Genomic DNA, 16,579 nt, shown 5'->3' on the forward strand with positions numbered 1-16,579 from the left:
TACGGCGAGATTTTCGCCAATCCTACCCGATTCGGGCAGACGACCATTGTCGCAACGCATCCGACAAGTTGGACTTCAACGATGAGACATTATCGAGTAACGTGCCGATCAATCTAGATTAAACGTTTCAGCAAGCGTATTTTCTACGTTTTAGACGCTTTTGGCCGGTTCTGCCGTGAAACCGCCAAAACTGCCCCTGAAAAGGAGGCTGACAAGCGCCTAAGCTGCAACCATCCAAAACAATACCTGGCGCCTTCATGTGCCAAAAAGGAGATCGCATGCTCGAGCTCACTATAGAGCAGATATCCATGGGCCAATCGGCTGTGGATAAACCCGCTGCTCTGCAATTGCTGGCCAATCATCTGGTCGCCGATGGACTGGTCGCCGACGGATACCTCGCCGGATTGCAGGCCCGAGAAGCCCAGGGCTCGACCTTTCTCGGTCAAGGTATTGCCATTCCCCACGGTACGCCCGAAACCCGCGATCAGGTGTTCGCCACAGGCGTGCGCCTGATGCAGTTTCCCGAGGGCGTGGATTGGGGCGACGGCCAGATCGTTTATCTGGCCATCGGTATCGCCGCCAAATCCGACGAACACCTGCGCCTGTTGCAACTGCTGACCCGTGCCCTCGGCGAGACCGATCTGGGCCAGGCCCTGCGTCGCGCCAGTTCCCCCGAAGCGCTGCTGAAACTGCTGCAAGGCGCGCCGCAGGAATTGGCGCTGGACGCACAGATGATCGGCCTCGGTGTCGCTGCCGACGATTTTGAAGAATTGGTCTGGCGGGGGGCGCGTCTGCTGCGTCAGGCTGATTGTGTGAGCAACGGTTTTGCCGGCGTGTTGCAGCAAGTCGAAGCGCTGCCGCTGGGCGATGGTTTGTGGTGGCTGCACAGCGAACAAACCGTGAAGCGTCCGGGGCTGGCCTTCGTCACCCCGGACAAGCCAATACGCTACCTCGGTCAACCGCTGAGCGGTCTGTTCTGCCTGGCCAGCCTTGGCGAAGCCCATCAGGCGCTGCTTGAACGCCTCTGCGCATTGTTGATCGAAGGTCGCGGCCATGAACTGGGCCGCGCCACCAGCAGCCGCAAAGTCCTTGAAGTGCTCGGCGGCGAGCTGCCTGCCGACTGGCCGAGCGCACGCATCGCGCTGGCCAACGCCCATGGTTTGCACGCGCGTCCGGCGAAAATCCTGGCGCAACTGGCGAAGAGTTTTGACGGCGAGATTCGTGTACGCATCGTCGACAGTCAGGACAGCGCCGTGTCGGTGAAGAGCCTGAGCAAACTGCTCAGCCTCGGCGCCCGTCGTGGTCAGGTGCTGGAGCTTATCGCCGAGCCAAGCATCGCTGCCGATGCGTTGCCGGCATTGCTTGCGGCCATCGAAGAAGGTCTTGGCGAAGAGGTCGAGCCATTACCGGCCGTGAGTCAGCAACGCGAAGTCATCGCCGATATCGCCGAAGTCGTGATCGCTCCGGCGTCCGGCACTCAGTTGCAAGCGATTCCCGCTGCACCGGGCATCGCCATTGGCCCGGCGCACATTCAAGTGCAGCAAACCATCGAATACCCGCTGCGTGGCGAGTCCGCCGCCGTCGAACGCGAGCGCCTCAAGCAAGCGCTGAGCGATGTGCGCAGCGACATTCAAGGCTTGATCGAACGCAGCAAAGCCAAAGCCATTCGCGAGATTTTCATCACCCACCAGGAAATGCTCGACGACCCGGAACTGACCGACGAAGTCGACACGCGCCTCAAGCAAGGCGAAAGCGCTGAAGCTGCGTGGATGGCAGTGATTGAGGCCGCAGCCAAACAGCAGGAATCGCTGCAGGACGCCTTGCTCGCCGAACGGGCGGCGGATCTGCGTGATATCGGCCGCCGGGTGCTGGCGCAACTATGTGGCGTGCAGACGCCGAACGAGCCAGAGCAGCCGTACATTCTGGTGATGGACGAAGTCGGCCCGTCCGACGTGGCGCGGCTCGATCCGGCGCGAGTGGCAGGGATTCTAACTGCTCGCGGCGGCGCCACCGCGCACAGCGCCATCGTCGCCCGTGCCTTGGGCATTCCGGCGCTGGTCGGTGCAGGTGCAGCGGTGTTGCTGCTGGCGCCGGGCACGCCGTTGCTGCTCGACGGCCAACGCGGTCGCCTGCATGTCGACGCCGATGCGGCGACCCTGCAACGCGCCACCGAAGAACGCGACACCCGTGAGCAACGCCTCAAAGCAGCCGCCGAACAACGCCATCAACCGGCGCACACCACCGACGGTCACGCGGTAGAAGTGTTCGCCAACATCGGCGAAAGCGCCGGTGTGATCAGTGCGGTGGAGCAGGGCGCCGAAGGCATCGGTCTGCTGCGCACCGAACTGATTTTCATGGCCCACCCGCAGGCGCCGGACGAGGCGACTCAGGAAGCCGAATACCGCCGCGTCCTCGACGGCCTCGCTGGTCGACCGCTGGTGGTGCGCACGCTGGATGTCGGCGGTGACAAACCGCTGCCCTATTGGCCGATTGCCAAGGAAGAAAACCCGTTCCTCGGCGTGCGCGGCATTCGCCTGACCTTGCAGCGCCCGCAGATCATGGAAGCGCAATTGCGTGCCTTGCTGCGTTCGGCGGATAACCGCCCATTGCGGATCATGTTCCCGATGGTCGGCAGTGTCGAAGAGTGGCGTCAGGCCCGCGACATGACCGAACGTCTGCGTCTGGAAATCCCGGTCGCCGATCTGCAACTGGGGATCATGATCGAAGTGCCGTCCGCCGCGTTGCTCGCGCCGGTGCTGGCCAAGGAAGTCGACTTCTTCAGCGTCGGCACCAACGACCTGACTCAATACACCCTGGCCATCGACCGTGGTCACCCGACGCTGTCGGCCCAGGCTGACGGCTTGCACCCGGCGGTACTGCAACTGATCGACATCACCGTGCGTGCGGCCCATGCCCATGGCAAATGGGTCGGCGTGTGCGGTGAGCTGGCGGCCGATCCGTTGGCAGTACCTGTGCTGGTCGGGCTCGGTGTCGATGAGTTGAGCGTGTCCGGCCGCAGCATTGCCGAGGTCAAGGCACGCATCCGCGAAATCAGCCTGACCCAGGCGCAAACCCTTGCTCAACAAGCCCTCACCGTGGGCAGCGCCAATGAAGTGCGTGCATTAGTGGAGGCCCTGTAATGGCCAAGATTCTCACCCTGACCCTCAACCCGGCGCTGGACCTCACGGTCGAGCTGCCGGTACTGGCTGCCGGTCAGGTCAATCGCAGCAATGAGATGCACACCCATGCTGCCGGTAAAGGCGTGAACGTCGCGCAGGTGCTGGCCGACCTCGGCCATCAACTGACAGTCAGCGGCTTTCTCGGCGAAGACAATCTGCAAGCGTTCGAGACCCTGTTCGCCAAGCGTGGCTTTGTCGATGCGTTTGTCCGTGTACCGGGCGAAACGCGCAGCAACATCAAAGTCGCCGAGCGCGATGGCCGTATCACCGACATCAACGGCCCGGGGCCGGTGGTCGATGCAGCGGCGCAGCAGGCATTGCTCGATCGTCTGGTGCAGATTGCGCCGGGGCACGACGCGGTCGTGGTCGCCGGCAGTCTGCCGCGCGGCGTGACTGCACGGTGGTTGCGCGAACTGATCGAACGGCTCAATTCCCTTGGCCTGAAAGTCGCCCTCGATTCCAGCGGCGAAGCATTGCGCGAAGCGCTCAAGGCCAGTCCGTGGCTGATCAAACCGAATACGGAAGAGTTGGCCGATGCGCTTGGTTGCGAAGTGGTTTCCCACGCCGCCGAGGCGCACGCAGCGGCGCAGTTGCACGGGCAAGGCATCGAACACGTGGTGATCTCCCACGGCGCCGACGGCGTGAACTGGTTCAGCGTCGGCTCGGCGCTGCATGCCTCGCCGCCAAAGGTCAGCGTCGCCAGCACCGTGGGTGCCGGTGATTCACTGTTGGCCGGCATGCTCCACGGTTTGCTCAGTGCCGACACGCCGGAGCAAACCTTGCGCACAGCCACGGCGATTGCCGCAATGGCGGTGACTCAGATCGGTTTTGGCATCAACGACGCCGCGCAACTGGCGCAGCTCGAACAGGGCGTGCGCGTGCGCCCCCTGACAGAACAATAAGAGGGTTTGTCATGAAGTTAGCCATTGTTACGGCTTGCCCGAACGGCATGGTCACCAGTGTGCTGTGCGCCCGTTTGCTCGATGCGGCGGCCCAGCGTCAGGGTTGGAGCACCAGCGTCGAAGTGGTCGACGCGGCGCACCCGGAACGTGAATTGTCGGCAGCGACCATCGAAGCGGCGGAGTGGGTGTTGCTGGTCGCCACCGGTAACGTCGACATGACGCGTTTCGTCGGCAAACGGGTCTTTCAGATTGCCCCGGCGCAAGCCCTTCAGGACGTCGAAGCGGTGCTGCGTCGTGGTGCCGAAGAAGCCGAAATTTATGTCGCCAGCGCAGCTGCCCCGGCTGCCGTTGCGCAGCGTGCGCCACGCATCGTCGCCATCACCGCGTGCCCGACCGGCGTCGCCCACACCTTCATGGCGGCCGAGGCGTTGCAGCAAACGGCCAAGCGTCTGGGCTATGAATTGCAGGTCGAAACCCAAGGCTCGGTCGGCGCGAAAACTCCGCTGAGCGCGACAGCGATTGCCGAGGCTGACGTGGTGCTGCTGGCGGCGGATATCGACGTCGCCACCGAGCGATTCGCCGGCAAGAAAATCTACCGCTGCGGCACCGGCATTGCGTTGAAGCAATCCGAAGCCACACTGAAAAAAGCCCTCGCTGAAGGCCAGCAGGAAAGCGCCGCCAGCGACGGCAAGGCACCGGCCAAGTCGGAGAAAACTGGCGTCTACAAACACCTGTTGACCGGCGTGTCGTACATGCTGCCGATGGTGGTGGCGGGTGGTTTGATGATCGCGTTGTCGTTTGTCTTCGGCATCACCGCGTTCAAAGAGGAAGGCACACTGGCGGCGGCACTGATGCAGATCGGCGGCGAGACCGCGTTCAAGCTGATGGTGCCGCTGCTGGCCGGTTACATCGCCTACTCGATTGCCGACCGTCCAGGCCTGGCGCCGGGGATGATTGGCGGCCTGTTGGCGAGCACTTTGGGCGCCGGGTTTATCGGCGGGATCGTCGCCGGGTTTATCGCTGGTTATGCGGCCAAGGCGATCAGTCGTTATGTCGCGTTGCCGCAAAGTCTTGAGGCACTGAAACCGATTCTGATCATCCCGTTGTTCGCCAGCCTGTTCACCGGCCTGGTGATGATCTACGTGGTCGGCAAACCGGTGGCGGGCATGCTCGCGGCGCTCACGCAGTTTCTCGACAGCATGGGCACCACCAACGCGATTCTGCTTGGGATCGTGCTCGGCGGCATGATGTGCGTCGACCTCGGTGGGCCGATCAACAAAGCCGCGTATGCGTTCTCGGTGGGGCTGCTGGCCTCGCAGAGTTACGCGCCGATGGCCGCGACCATGGCGGCCGGGATGGTGCCGCCGATTGGTCTGGGCATCGCCACGTTCATCACCCGGCGCAAGTTCGCCCAGACCGAACGCGAGGCCGGCAAGGCTGCCTTCGTACTGGGGCTGTGCTTTATCTCCGAAGGGGCGATTCCGTTTGCCGCGAAAGATCCATTGCGGGTGATCCCGGCGAGCATCGCTGGCGGTGCGCTGACCGGTGCGTTGTCGATGTACTTCGGCTGCAAACTGATGGCGCCGCACGGTGGCTTGTTCGTCATGCTGATCCCGAATGCGATCAATCATGCGCTGCTGTATCTGCTGGCGATTGTGGCGGGGAGTTTGTTGACCGCCGTTGTCTACGCAACGGTCAAACGCCCGGAGGCCGTTGAGCTGGCGCTGGAACCCGCCAAGGCCTGACTGACAACACAAATCCCCTGTGGGAGCGAGCCTGCTCGCGAATGCAATCTGTCAGTCACATGGATGTTGACTGGCACACCGCTTTCGCGAGCAGGCTCGCTCCCACAGGAGGATGTGTTGTCATGCCGGATTCATCATCGCGTGCTTTAGTTTTCCTTTTTTCAGGGAGAACAGCATGAGCGATTTCAATGTGGGCCGCCGGCGTGTCATGCAAGTCGTCGGCGCCGGTCTGTTGATGCCGAGCCTGGCGCCGGCGGTGATTGCGTCGGTCAAGGATCGTCCGCAACTCACCGATGGCGTGCAGTCCGGCGACCTGCAAGGCGACCGCGCGATGATCTGGAGCCGCAGCGATCGTCCGGCGCGGATGGTGGTCGAGTGGGACACCCGCAGCCAGTTTCGCAATCCACGCCGCGTCGTCTCGGCGCTCGCCGATGCCCACAGCGATTTCACCGCCCGTGTTGAGCTCACCGGGCTGCCCGCCGATCAGGCGATTTTCTATCGCGTGTACTTCAAGGACGCTCGCACTGGTGTGGCCAGCGAACCGTGGCTCGGCCACTTGCGCAGCGCCCCGACGGCGCGGCGCAATATTCGCTTCGTCTGGAGCGGCGACACCGTCGGCCAGGGCTTCGGCATCAACCCGGACATCGGCGGCATGCGTATCTACGAAGCGATGCGCCTGCGCCTGCCGGACTTCTTTATCCACAGCGGCGACACCATCTACGCCGACGGCCCGGTGCCGGCCCAACTGACCACCGAAAACGGTCGGGTGTGGCGCAACATCACCACCGAAGCCAAGAGCAAAGTCGCCCAGACCCTCGACGACTATCGCGGCAACTACCGCTACAACCTGATGGACGAAAACATCCGCCGCTTCAACGCCGAAGTGCCGCAGATCTGGCAGTGGGACGACCATGAAGTGGTCAACAACTGGTCACCCGGCAAACAGCTCGACGAGCGTTATCAGGAAAAAGATATCCACACCCTGGTCGGCCGTGCGCGCAAGGCCTGGCTGGAATATTCGCCCATGCGTTTACAGGCGGCCGACGGTGGCGGGCGGATCTATCGCAAGATCAGTTATGGGCCGATGCTCGATGTGTTTGTGCTGGATATGCGCAGTTATCGAGAAGCCAACGACGACAACCTCGGGGCGGCGAAACCGTTCTTGGGGCGTGAGCAACTGGACTGGCTCAAGCGTGGCTTGAAGAAATCGAAAGCCCAATGGAAGGTGATTGCCGCCGACATGCCGATTGGTCTTGGCGTGCCTGATGGCGAGGTGAGCCCGGGCGTGGCGCGCTGGGAAGCGGTGGCCAACGGCGACCCGGGACCAGCGCAGGGACGTGAGTTGGAAATCGCTGAATTGCTCGGTTATCTGCGAGCGCAACAGGTGCGCAATTTTGTCTTCCTGACGGCAGACGTGCATTACTGCGCGGCGCATCACTACCACCCCGATCGTGCGGCGTTTCAGGATTTCGAACCGTTCTGGGAATTTGTCGCGGGGCCGTTGAACGCCGGGAGTTTTGGACCTAATCCATTGGATAAAACCTTCGGCCCCGAGGTGGTGTTCGAGAAGGCTCCGCCGGCACAGAACACTTCACCGTTTGCCGGGTTTCAGTTTTTTGGCGAGGTGAATATTGAAGGGCAGAGCGGGGAGATGAGTGTGGTGTTGCGGGATCTGGATGGGGTGGCGGTGTTTGAGAAGAAGTTGCAGCCGGTTTGAGATGGGGGGAGTCAAAAGCTACCCTCACCCCAGCCCTCTCCCTGAGGGAGAGGGGGCCGACCGGGGTGTCTGGCGTTATACATCGACCTGAGAGACCGAGTCGATTATGGATTTGGTGAAGCAGTTTCAGGTTGATTATGGATTTGACATAGCGCGCGAATGGCGATTATGGATTCGGCACAGAGCTTTCAGGTCGGCGTAACTCTGTAGCATCCCCCAATCAGTCCCCTCTCCCTTTGGGCGGTCCGACGTTTCGAGAGGGCTAGGGTGAGGGGTTTTTCAGACCCTCCGCAATCCTGATGATCTGCTCCAGCACATCCCCCATCTGCTGAATCACTTCCAGATTGCTAAACCGCACAACCTCAATGCCCTGACGTTGAAGGAACAGCGTCCGACGCTGGTCGTGAATCACACCCGCCGTTTCATAGTGCTGACCGCCGTCCAATTCGATGGCCAGTTTCAACTCAACACAATAAAAATCCAGCACATAGGGCGGGCAGGGGAATTGCCTGCGGAACTTGAGATTAACGATTTGGCGCGAACGTATTCTTTGCCAGAGCAGGTGTTCACAGTCGGTTTGGTGAGTGCGTAAATGGCGGGCGAATTGAGCGAGTGTGGGGCGGTTTGGCATGCTTCACGATCCTTGTGAAGTGGCTTGAGATTTCACTTTAGTTCACGACCCTCACCCCAGCCCTCTCCCATGGGGAGAGGGGGCCTACGGAGTTGTTTCAGGTTGTACATCGACCTGAAAGACCGAGTCGATTATGGATTTGGTACAGACGCGGATGGCGAAATGGATCTGGCACAGCGCGCGAAGGCGATTATGGATTCGGCACAGAGCGTTCAGGTCGGCGTAACTCTCCGGCATCTCCCAATCAGTCCCCTCTCCCCCGGGAGAGGGTTAGGGTGAGGGGCTTTTCAGTGATTTCAATAAACGTCCCTGCGATAACGGCCCTGTTCGATCAGACGTTCAACTTCGGCGGCGCCGAGGATTTCGTTGAGTGCCTGGTCCACGCCTGATGCCATTCCCTGCAAGCTGCCACAGATATAGATGACAGCACCGTCGGCCAGCCACTTCTTCAACTCATCAGCCGACTCACGCAACCGATCCTGCACATAAATCTTCTCGGCCTGATCCCGCGAAAACGCAAGATCCAGCCGCTCCAGATCACCATTGATCAACCACTCTTCCAGCTCCGCACGGCACAGGTAATCGTATTCACGATTACGTTCGCCAAACAATAACCACTGACGTTGTTGACCGTCGGCAATCCGCGCCTTGAGCAAACTGCGCAACCCGGCAAGGCCGGTGCCGTTACCGATCAGAATCATCGGCACCGGTTCATTCGGCAAGTGGAAGCCGCTGTTTCGGCGCACCCGCAAGCTGATGCTGCCACCCACCGGCGCATGCTCGGTCAACCAGCCGGAGCCGACGCCAAGGCTGCCGTCGCTGTGTTGTTCCTGACGCACGATCAGCTCCAGCAAACCGTCAGCGGCAATCGACGCGATCGAGTATTCGCGCATGGCCAGCGGCACCATGGCATCGACCAGCGCCTGCGCATGCAGACCCACCAGATGCGCGCGATGCTCTGGCAGTTGGCGCGAGGCCAGTGCCACATCAAGCGGTTCTTCGAGTCCGTTGATGTTCACCGTGGTCTCGCCACGAATGCCGAGGCCGTCGAGGAAGTGCTCGATGATCCACGGGCAGTTGCGTGGCAGCACTTCCACCAGATCACCGGCCAGCCAACTGCTGGTATTCGGTGCGCTCAGGCCCAACAGATAAACCGGCGAACCGCTGCTGTCCGGGTTCATGAGTTCACGGCGGACCAGCGTCCAGTTGTCGTAGCTCGGCGCCTGCCAGGTGTCGACCGGTGCTTGCCCGGTGAGTTGGCCCAGCTGGGTTTGCCAGTGACGCAGGGCATACGGATCGCCGCTATCGACTTCCACCGGGGCAAACAGGGTCTTGCCGCCGTGCTCGCTCAACCATTGGTGCAGACGACGGGCGAACCCGCAGAAGTGTTGATACTGACGATCACCGAGGCCCAGTACCGCGTAGTTCAAGCTGTCGAGTGTCGAGGCTTTGCCCAGCACCTTGCGTTCGAAACCACGGGCGCTGTCCGGCGCTTCGCCGTCGCCGAAGGTACTGACGACAAACAGCGCGTTGGTTGAATCACGCAGATCCTGTTCGCTGACATTGGCCAGCGGCTGCACCTTGACCGGCAACCCGGCGGCCTGCAATTGGCCGGCGGTCTGCCAGGCCAGTTGCTCGGCAAAACCGCTCTGGCTGGCGAAGCCGATCAGCCACGCCGGAGCATCGCCGGCCGGTTGTGCGAGGCCTTTGCGCGCATCTTTGATTTGCTTTTTCTTGCGGCGACGATCCAGATACAGCAGCCACCCGGTGATGAAAAACAGCGGCATGCATATGGCGGCGACAGTGATGATGATCCGCCCGATGAGACCGAAATAGCTGCCGACGTGCAGTGCATAAATGCTCGTCAGCAGTTGCGCCTTGAAGCTCTTGTCGGCGTAGCGGTCGACGCGTTTGACGATGCCGGTGGCCGGGTCGAGGGTGATCTGGTTCAGCGCACGATCATGGGGCGAGCTGTCGAGCAGGTAGAACACCGTCGCCGGTTGGCCAGCCACGGGCGGCATGCGGATGTTGTAGGCAGACAGGCCTGGACCGGCGGCGCTGTAGATGCTGCTCCACATCGCGGCGTAGTCGGCTGTGGGCGCAGGCCCTTGCGGCGCAGGCCCGCGACCACCGCGTACGCGTTCGTTTTGCGGGGCGTCGGAAAGCAGTCTGGTCAGGCCCTTGTTGTACCACTCGTAAGACCACGACAACCCGGTCAGCGCCAGCAGCAGATACACCAACAGGCACCAGGTGCCGGCTACTGAGTGGAGGTCCCAGTTGAAGGCGCGGCCCTTTTTCTTCCAGTCGAGGGTCAGCCACACACGCCAGCTGTTCCACTGGCGCGGCCAGCGCAGGTAAAGGCCCGAGAGGCAGAAGAACAACAGGATCAGGGTGCAGGCGCCGGTGATGTTGCGACCGGTGTCGCCCATGGCGAGGAAACGGTGCAACTGCAGCATCAGGCCGAAGAAGTCCTGACCCACGGCATTGCCCATGAACTCGCCGGTGTACGGATCGAAGTAGCGCATCTCGCCACGGCGCTCGCCTTTGGGCGGGGTGAAGTACACCCGCGCGGCGTTGCCGCTGTCGGTCTCGACCCACAGCATCGAGACTTTTTTGCCCGAGGTGGCTTCGATGCGTTCTACCAGTTCAACGGGAGGCAGCACGCCGGCAACTTGTTTTTCCACCTGCAACACCGACGGGTTCAGCGTCCGCAGGATCTCGTCCTGAAACGAATAGGCGGCGCCGGTAATGCCCATCAGGGCCAGCACCAGGCCGGCAGTGATGCCAAAAAACCAGTGCAACTGGAACAGGGTTTTCTTCAACACGTCACTCGCCGTCCGTTCGGAAATTGTCATCACGGCGCACATTATGCCGTGGGTTATCGAGAGCTTCTTTGATTACGCACAAAAGCCCCGTTCAATCTAATGAACGGGGCTTTGTTGTTTGTAGGCGCTGCGGCACGCTGCGATCTTTTGTTCTTGGATTTCCCAGAGTCAAAAGCAGGATCAAAAGATCGCAGCGTACCGCAGCTCCTACAGGTTCCTTAGAAGTGGAAGTTGGTGCTCAACAGTGCCGTACGGCCCGCCGCCTGGTTGGCGAAGTGGGTCGAGAAGGCTTTGTCGTAATAGGTTTCGTTGGTCAGGTTTTGCACGTTGAGTTGCAGGTCGACGTTCTTGGTCAGCTTGTAAGCGGCCATTGCGTCGTAGCGAACATAGGAGTCGACCATGGTGGTGTTGGCCACGTTGCCGAACACGTCGTCGACATAGAACGCACCGCCACCGATGGTCAGCTTCGGCGTGACTTGGTAAGTGGTCCACAGGCTGGCGCTGTTTTTCGGTGTGTTAGGCAGTTGATTGCCGTCGGTGGCGCGGTTCAAAGCGCCGCCATCAACTTGCTCGCTGTCCATGTAGGCGTAACCGGCGAACACTTGCCATTTGTCGGTGATCTTGCCGCTGGCCGACAGTTCGATACCTTGCACGCGGGTTTTGCCGGCGTTTTCGTACGACGTGGTATCGACTTGCACACGCGCGTTTTCTTTCTCGGTACGGAAGATGTCGGCGGTCAACGACAGGCGATCATTGAGCAGATCCCACTTGGTACCGATTTCGTAGTTCTTGGTGGTTTCCGGCTCCATGTCGCTGCTCAGCAGGTTGCCGCTGCGATCCGGGGTGCCACCCAGTGGGTTGCCTTCCTGACCTTCGCCGAGGGTGTTGCCCGGCGGTGTGGCGGAGGTGGCGTAAGAAGCATAGATGCTGCCGTTTTCCGCCGGTTTGTAGACCACGCCGAACTGACCGGTAACGAACTCGCTGGTGTCATCGCCCTTGGAGGTGGTGGCGCCAGCAGCGGTGTAGGTCTTGTACTCGGTGTCGAAGTGGTCGTAGCGCAGACCCATGTTCACCAGCCACTGCTCGGACAATTCCAGGGTGTCGAACACATACAGCGCGTAGGTGTTGGCCTTGGTGTCGGTGCCGGCGTAGTTGCGCGAGATCGCGCCGTTCCACGCATCGTTCGGGTTCGGGTTCGACAGCGAGGTGCAGTTGTAGCCGCTCGTTGCGCCGATCATCGAAGGGGTGCAGTTGGTGGACGCGGCAGTGGTGCGCGGTGTGGTGTCGGTGTTGACGTTGTACGAGGATTTCTTGCTTTCCTCGCGAGTGTATTCCACGCCCGTGGAGAAGCTGTTCTTGAAGCCGGCGACGTAGAAGTTGCCGAACAAGTCAGTCTGGTTGGTGGTGGTCTCGGTGTTGCTCACGCGAGTGTTCGCACGACGCCAGACGCTGCCGTTGTTGACGTTGCCTTTGCTGTCATCCGGCTGGGTCAGGATGTAGTCCTGCATGCTGGTGCCGTGGCGCAGGGTGTTCTTGATCGTCAGCGAGTCGCTCAGGTCATGCTCGATGGCGAAGGTCGCGGTGTCGGTGCGGCCCTTGCGGAAATCGCGATCCAGACCGTAGAAGTTGCTGTCATCACCGCCGGCGTAGGGCTTGTCCGGATTGGACTTGGAGCGCGGATTCGACAGCGTGTAAGGCACGCCCGAATCCGGGGTGTCGTTGCTTTCGAGATGGTAGTAATCGAGGTTGACGCGGGTGTCGGTGCCCAGGCCGAAGGCCAGCGATGGCGCGATACCCCAGCGGTCGTAGTCGACCTTGTCGCGACCGGCGACGTTGCTCTCGTGGCTCATCAGGTTCAGACGGCCGGCAGCGGTGTCGCTGAACTGATAGTTGCCGTCGAGGGTGTAGCGCTGGGTCTGGTCGGAGCCCCAGGTGAAGCCACCGTCGAACGAGTTGCCCAGGTGCGCTTTCTTGCTCACCAGGTTGATGCTGCCGCCGGCCGCACCGCGACCGCCGATGGCGGAATTCGGACCCTTGCTGACTTCGATGTTTTCCACCGCGAAGATTTCGCGGCTCTGCGAACCGGTGTCGCGCACGCCGTCCAGGTAAGTGTCGCCCTGGGCGTCGAAGCCACGGATAAACGGACGGTCGCCCTGCGGGTTGCCGCCTTCACCGGCACCGAAGGTGATGCCCGGCACGGTACGCAGCGCGTCCTGCATGTTCAGGGCGCCGGTATCCTTGAGGACTTGTTGTGGAATCACAGTCACCGAGCGCGGCGTGTCGACCAGCGGTGCGGTGTACTTGGGCGAGGAGGCTTTCTCGACCTGATAGGAAGTCGCGTCCTGGGCTTCGCCGGTGATCGACGTGGCGTCCAGGGCGATGGCATTGCCGGCAGCTTTGCTGTCGGTCTTTTCGGCGGCGAACACCATGTGGCCGGCGGAGCCAGCGGTGATTGCCACGCCGATTGCAGAGGCGAGCAAGCGTGGTGAACTGACCGGTAATTGTGCGTGTTGACGTGCCATTTTTATTCCCCTCCCCAAGGATTTGAGGTCGCGGAATATAGGGTAAACAGTTATTCGTATCAATTGCGAAACATTGTTATTCGCACTGAATTTACATTCTTTACAATTTGGCCTTACGGTTTTTACTGATTCATTCGTCTCTCGGGTTTTACTTGGCCAATAAGAATCAATACCATTGGCGCCCCTTTACCATCAGGTACGTTTGCCATGCTGCTGCACATTCCCGGCCTGTTCGCGAAAGAAGAAGTGCAGCGTATCCGCCAGGCGCTGGAAGAAGCGGATTGGGCCGATGGCAAGATCACCGCCGGCTTCCAGTCGGCCAAGGCCAAGCACAATCTGCAACTGCCTGAAGGCCATCCGCTGGCCAAGGAAATCGGCGCGGCAATGCTTGAACGGCTGTGGCAAACCCCGCTGTTCATGTCTGCCGCGCTGCCACACAAAGTGTTCCCGCCGTTACTCAACTGCTACACGGCTGGCGGCAGTTTCGATTTCCACATCGACAACGCCGTGCGCCAGCCCAAGGGCAGCATCGAGCGGGTGCGTACCGATCTGTCGGCAACACTGTTCTTCAGCGAACCTGAGGATTACGACGGCGGCGAACTGGAAATCCAGGACACCTTCGGCACCCAACGGGTGAAACTGCCCGCCGGTGACATGGTGCTGTACCCCGGCACCAGCCTGCACAAGGTCAATGCAGTCACTCGCGGCGCGCGGTATGCGTCGTTCTTCTGGACGCAAAGTCTGGTGCGCGAAGACAGTCAGCGCGCGTTGCTGTTCGAGATGGACGGGGCGATCCAGCAGCTCACCCAGGACATGCCTGATCACCCGTCGCTGATCCGCCTCACCGGCACCTATCACAACCTGCTGCGTCGCTGGGTCGAGGTATGAGTTTTCATCTGCGCCGCGAAGAAGTCCTCAACGTTGAGCAGCTCAGCGCCATGCTCGAAGAGAGCCCGGCCCGTGCGGCACAGGCGATTTTGCTGGCGGCGGGCGAGGGTGTCCTAGAGGCGCAGGCGTTGCTCGGGCAGATCCTGCTCGATGGCCGAGGCATTGCCCAGGATCAAGCGCTGGCGCTGCGCTGGTTCGGCATCGCTGCGGGGCGAGGGCATCTGATGGCGCGCAATATGCTCGGCCGTTGTCACGAGCATGGCTGGGGTTGTGCACTGGATGCCGCGGTTGCGGCGCAACATTATCGAATGGCCGCCGAGGCAGGGCTGGACTGGGCGATGTATAACCTGGCCAACTTGCGGGCGACCGGACGAGGCGTGGCTGAGGATCATCTTCAGGCGTTTGCGCTTTATCAGCGTGCCGCCGAATCGGGCCATGCGAAATCGATGAACTTGCTCGGGCGATATCTGGAAGAAGGGCAGGTGTGCCCCGCGGATTCGGCAGCGGCGCGCGAGTGGTATCGACGTTCGGCTGAGGGCGGAGATTTTCGTGGGCAGTTCAGTTACGCGGCGGTGTTGGCGGATGAGGGCAATGTCGATGAAGCCATTTTCTGGCTTGAGAAGGCCTTGGCCGGTGGCAACCTGAATTTCCTGCGAGTAGCGAGTCAGACGCTGGCGAGCGCAACGGATCCCAGAATCCAGGCCATGGCCAACCAATATTCTCAACGCTACGCGCAATCCTTGTAGGGGATCGGCGGATACGAAAAAGCCCATGACACGTCATGGGCTTTTTGCATTTCGGCGTGTGTGCGTTACACGTAGAACGATTTCAGCGGCGGAAAGCCATTGAACTCAACTGCGCTGTAACTGGTGGTGTACGCACCGGTCGACAACCAGTACAGACGATCACCGATCGCCAGGTTCAGCGGCAAGCCGTACTTGTAGTTCTCGTACATGATGTCGGCGCTGTCGCAGGTCGGGCCGGCGATGACGACTTCTTCCATCTCGCCTTTTTTCTCGGTCCAGATCGGGAACTTGATCGCCTCGTCCATGGTTTCGATCAGGCCGGAGAACTTGCCCACATCGGTGTACACCCAACGCTCGACGGCGGTGCGGGATTTACGTGCAACCAGCACCACTTCGCTGACCAGAATGCCGGCGTTGGCGATCAGCGAACGGCCCGGCTCCAGAATGATTTCCGGCAGGTCATCACCGAAGTCTTCTTTCAGGAAGCGAATGATTTCTTCCGCGTAGGTTTCCAGGCTGTTGGTGCGGGTGATGTAGTTGGCCGGGAAGCCACCGCCCATGTTGATCAGCTTCAGGTGGATGCCGTCTTCTTCTTTCAGACGTTCGAAGATCACTTTGACCTTGGCGATCGCTGCGTCCCAAACACTGATGTCGCGCTGTTGCGAGCCAACGTGGAACGAGATGCCGTAAGGCACCAGGCCCAGGTCGCGAGCGAGGATCAGCAGATCCATGGCCATGTCGGTCTGGCAACCGAATTTGCGTGACAGTGGCCAGTCGGCCGTGGTCGAGCCTTCGGTAAGGATACGTACATAAACTTTCGAGCCCGGCGCAGCCTTGGCGATGTTGCGCAGGTCGGCTTCGGAGTCGGTGGAGAACAGACGCACGCCCTTCTCATAGAAGTAGCGGATGTCCTTGGATTTCTTGATGGTGTTGCCGTAGCTGATACGGTCGGCGCTGACGCCGCGATCCATCACTTTGTCCAGCTCGTAGATCGAGGCGATGTCGAAGCTCGAACCTTTCTCTTTGAGCAGGTCGATGATCTCGACGGCCGGGTTGGCCTTGACCGCGTAGTAGACCTTGGCGAATTCGAAACCGGCGCGCAGGTCATCGTAGGCCTGGCTGATCATCGCGGTGTCGATCACCACGAACGGGGTTTCTTGCTTGTCGGCGAACGCCTTCATTTTGTCAAAAGTGGCGCGCGCGAAATAATCTTCGACGTTGATCGACATGCTGGGAGACTCCTAAGGGCAAACTGAATTGATCAATGGGTGCAAATGAACGTCCTCCGTATCCCCACTTTGGTTCGCCTACTTCCCAAGGCATGTCGCCGAAAGCAAAAAGGCCATGGGAAATGCAGCTTCTTTCCCTTGGCCTTGCTGTCTCGTCGTCAGTACTTGAGCCGGATGGATCGTTTCCAGCATGGA

Annotated in this window: 10 protein-coding genes; 6 read left to right on the forward strand and 4 right to left on the reverse strand. The window is 60.7% G+C overall.

The genetic code is table 11. The features are described 5' to 3' along the window. Nucleotides 1–278: 278 nt before the first annotated feature. The 4 genes from ptsP to ACA043_RS03950 all read left to right on the forward strand — a co-directional run bounded on the left by ptsP (nt 279) and on the right by ACA043_RS03950 (nt 7,543). Nucleotides 279–3,140: a phosphoenolpyruvate--protein phosphotransferase gene (gene ptsP / locus ACA043_RS03935; RefSeq protein WP_497616402.1), complete on the forward strand. Its 2,862-nt coding sequence runs from the start codon at nt 279–281 to the stop codon at nt 3,138–3,140. Continuing rightward, the gene (gene pfkB / locus ACA043_RS03940) at nt 3,140–4,081 is read left to right on the forward strand and encodes a 1-phosphofructokinase (RefSeq protein WP_497658648.1); all 942 of its coding nucleotides are present in this window, start codon (nt 3,140–3,142) and stop codon (nt 4,079–4,081) included. The genes ptsP and pfkB overlap by 1 nt, the downstream gene beginning before the upstream one ends. Before the next feature lie 11 nt (nt 4,082–4,092). Then, nucleotides 4,093–5,826: a PTS fructose-like transporter subunit IIB gene (locus ACA043_RS03945; RefSeq protein ID WP_497658649.1), complete on the forward strand. Its 1,734-nt coding sequence runs from the start codon at nt 4,093–4,095 to the stop codon at nt 5,824–5,826. Nucleotides 5,827–6,001: 175 nt separating this feature from the next. Next, nucleotides 6,002–7,543, forward strand: a complete 1,542-nt coding sequence (locus ACA043_RS03950; protein ID WP_497658650.1) for an alkaline phosphatase D family protein — start codon at nt 6,002–6,004, stop codon at nt 7,541–7,543. A 262-nt stretch (nt 7,544–7,805) separates the two neighbouring features. Here ACA043_RS03950 and ACA043_RS03955 read toward each other — a convergent pair whose 3' ends face one another. The 3 genes from ACA043_RS03955 to ACA043_RS03965 all read right to left on the reverse strand — a co-directional run bounded on the left by ACA043_RS03955 (nt 7,806) and on the right by ACA043_RS03965 (nt 13,521). Continuing rightward, entirely contained in the window at nt 7,806–8,174 is a 369-nt protein-coding gene (locus ACA043_RS03955; RefSeq protein WP_401268889.1) for an endonuclease domain-containing protein, read from the reverse strand. A 296-nt stretch (nt 8,175–8,470) separates the two neighbouring features. Then, a complete protein-coding gene (locus ACA043_RS03960) occupies nt 8,471–10,999 on the reverse strand; it encodes a PepSY domain-containing protein (RefSeq protein WP_497659617.1) in 2,529 nt (842 codons plus the stop codon). A gap of 218 nt (nt 11,000–11,217) precedes the next feature. Further along, nucleotides 11,218–13,521: a TonB-dependent receptor gene (locus ACA043_RS03965; protein ID WP_497658651.1), complete on the reverse strand. Its 2,304-nt coding sequence runs from the start codon at nt 13,519–13,521 to the stop codon at nt 11,218–11,220. A gap of 207 nt (nt 13,522–13,728) precedes the next feature. Here ACA043_RS03965 and ACA043_RS03970 point away from each other — a divergent pair, with 207 nt between their 5' ends. Continuing rightward, the gene (locus tag ACA043_RS03970) at nt 13,729–14,409 is read left to right on the forward strand and encodes a Fe2+-dependent dioxygenase (protein ID WP_187676737.1); all 681 of its coding nucleotides are present in this window, start codon (nt 13,729–13,731) and stop codon (nt 14,407–14,409) included. Beyond that, nucleotides 14,406–15,155: a tetratricopeptide repeat protein gene (locus ACA043_RS03975; RefSeq protein ID WP_497658652.1), complete on the forward strand. Its 750-nt coding sequence runs from the start codon at nt 14,406–14,408 to the stop codon at nt 15,153–15,155. Before ACA043_RS03970 ends, ACA043_RS03975 begins: the two co-directional genes overlap by 4 nt. 65 nt (nt 15,156–15,220) lie before the next feature. Here the strand turns inward: ACA043_RS03975 and ACA043_RS03980 are convergent, their stop codons facing one another. Next, the gene (locus tag ACA043_RS03980) at nt 15,221–16,384 is read right to left on the reverse strand and encodes a type III PLP-dependent enzyme (protein ID WP_010213203.1); all 1,164 of its coding nucleotides are present in this window, start codon (nt 16,382–16,384) and stop codon (nt 15,221–15,223) included. Between the last annotated feature and the right edge of the window lie 195 nt (nt 16,385–16,579).

The sequence above is a fragment of the Pseudomonas sp. LBUM1648 genome (genome assembly GCF_059716145.1).

Excerpts from the sequence above, each read along its gene's own strand:
- ptsP (WP_497616402.1), top strand. The coding sequence starts at position 279 with ATGCTCGAGCTCACTATAGAGCAGATATCCATGGGCCAATCGGCTGTG.
- pfkB (WP_497658648.1), top strand. The coding sequence starts at position 3,140 with ATGGCCAAGATTCTCACCCTGACCCTCAACCCGGCGCTGGACCTCACG.
- ACA043_RS03945 (WP_497658649.1), top strand. The coding sequence starts at position 4,093 with ATGAAGTTAGCCATTGTTACGGCTTGCCCGAACGGCATGGTCACCAGT.
- ACA043_RS03950 (WP_497658650.1), top strand. The coding sequence starts at position 6,002 with ATGAGCGATTTCAATGTGGGCCGCCGGCGTGTCATGCAAGTCGTCGGC.
- ACA043_RS03955 (WP_401268889.1), bottom strand. The coding sequence starts at position 8,174 with ATGCCAAACCGCCCCACACTCGCTCAATTCGCCCGCCATTTACGCACT.
- ACA043_RS03965 (WP_497658651.1), bottom strand. The coding sequence starts at position 13,521 with ATGGCACGTCAACACGCACAATTACCGGTCAGTTCACCACGCTTGCTC.
- ACA043_RS03970 (WP_187676737.1), top strand. The coding sequence starts at position 13,729 with ATGCTGCTGCACATTCCCGGCCTGTTCGCGAAAGAAGAAGTGCAGCGT.
- ACA043_RS03975 (WP_497658652.1), top strand. The coding sequence starts at position 14,406 with ATGAGTTTTCATCTGCGCCGCGAAGAAGTCCTCAACGTTGAGCAGCTC.
- ACA043_RS03980 (WP_010213203.1), bottom strand. The coding sequence starts at position 16,384 with ATGTCGATCAACGTCGAAGATTATTTCGCGCGCGCCACTTTTGACAAA.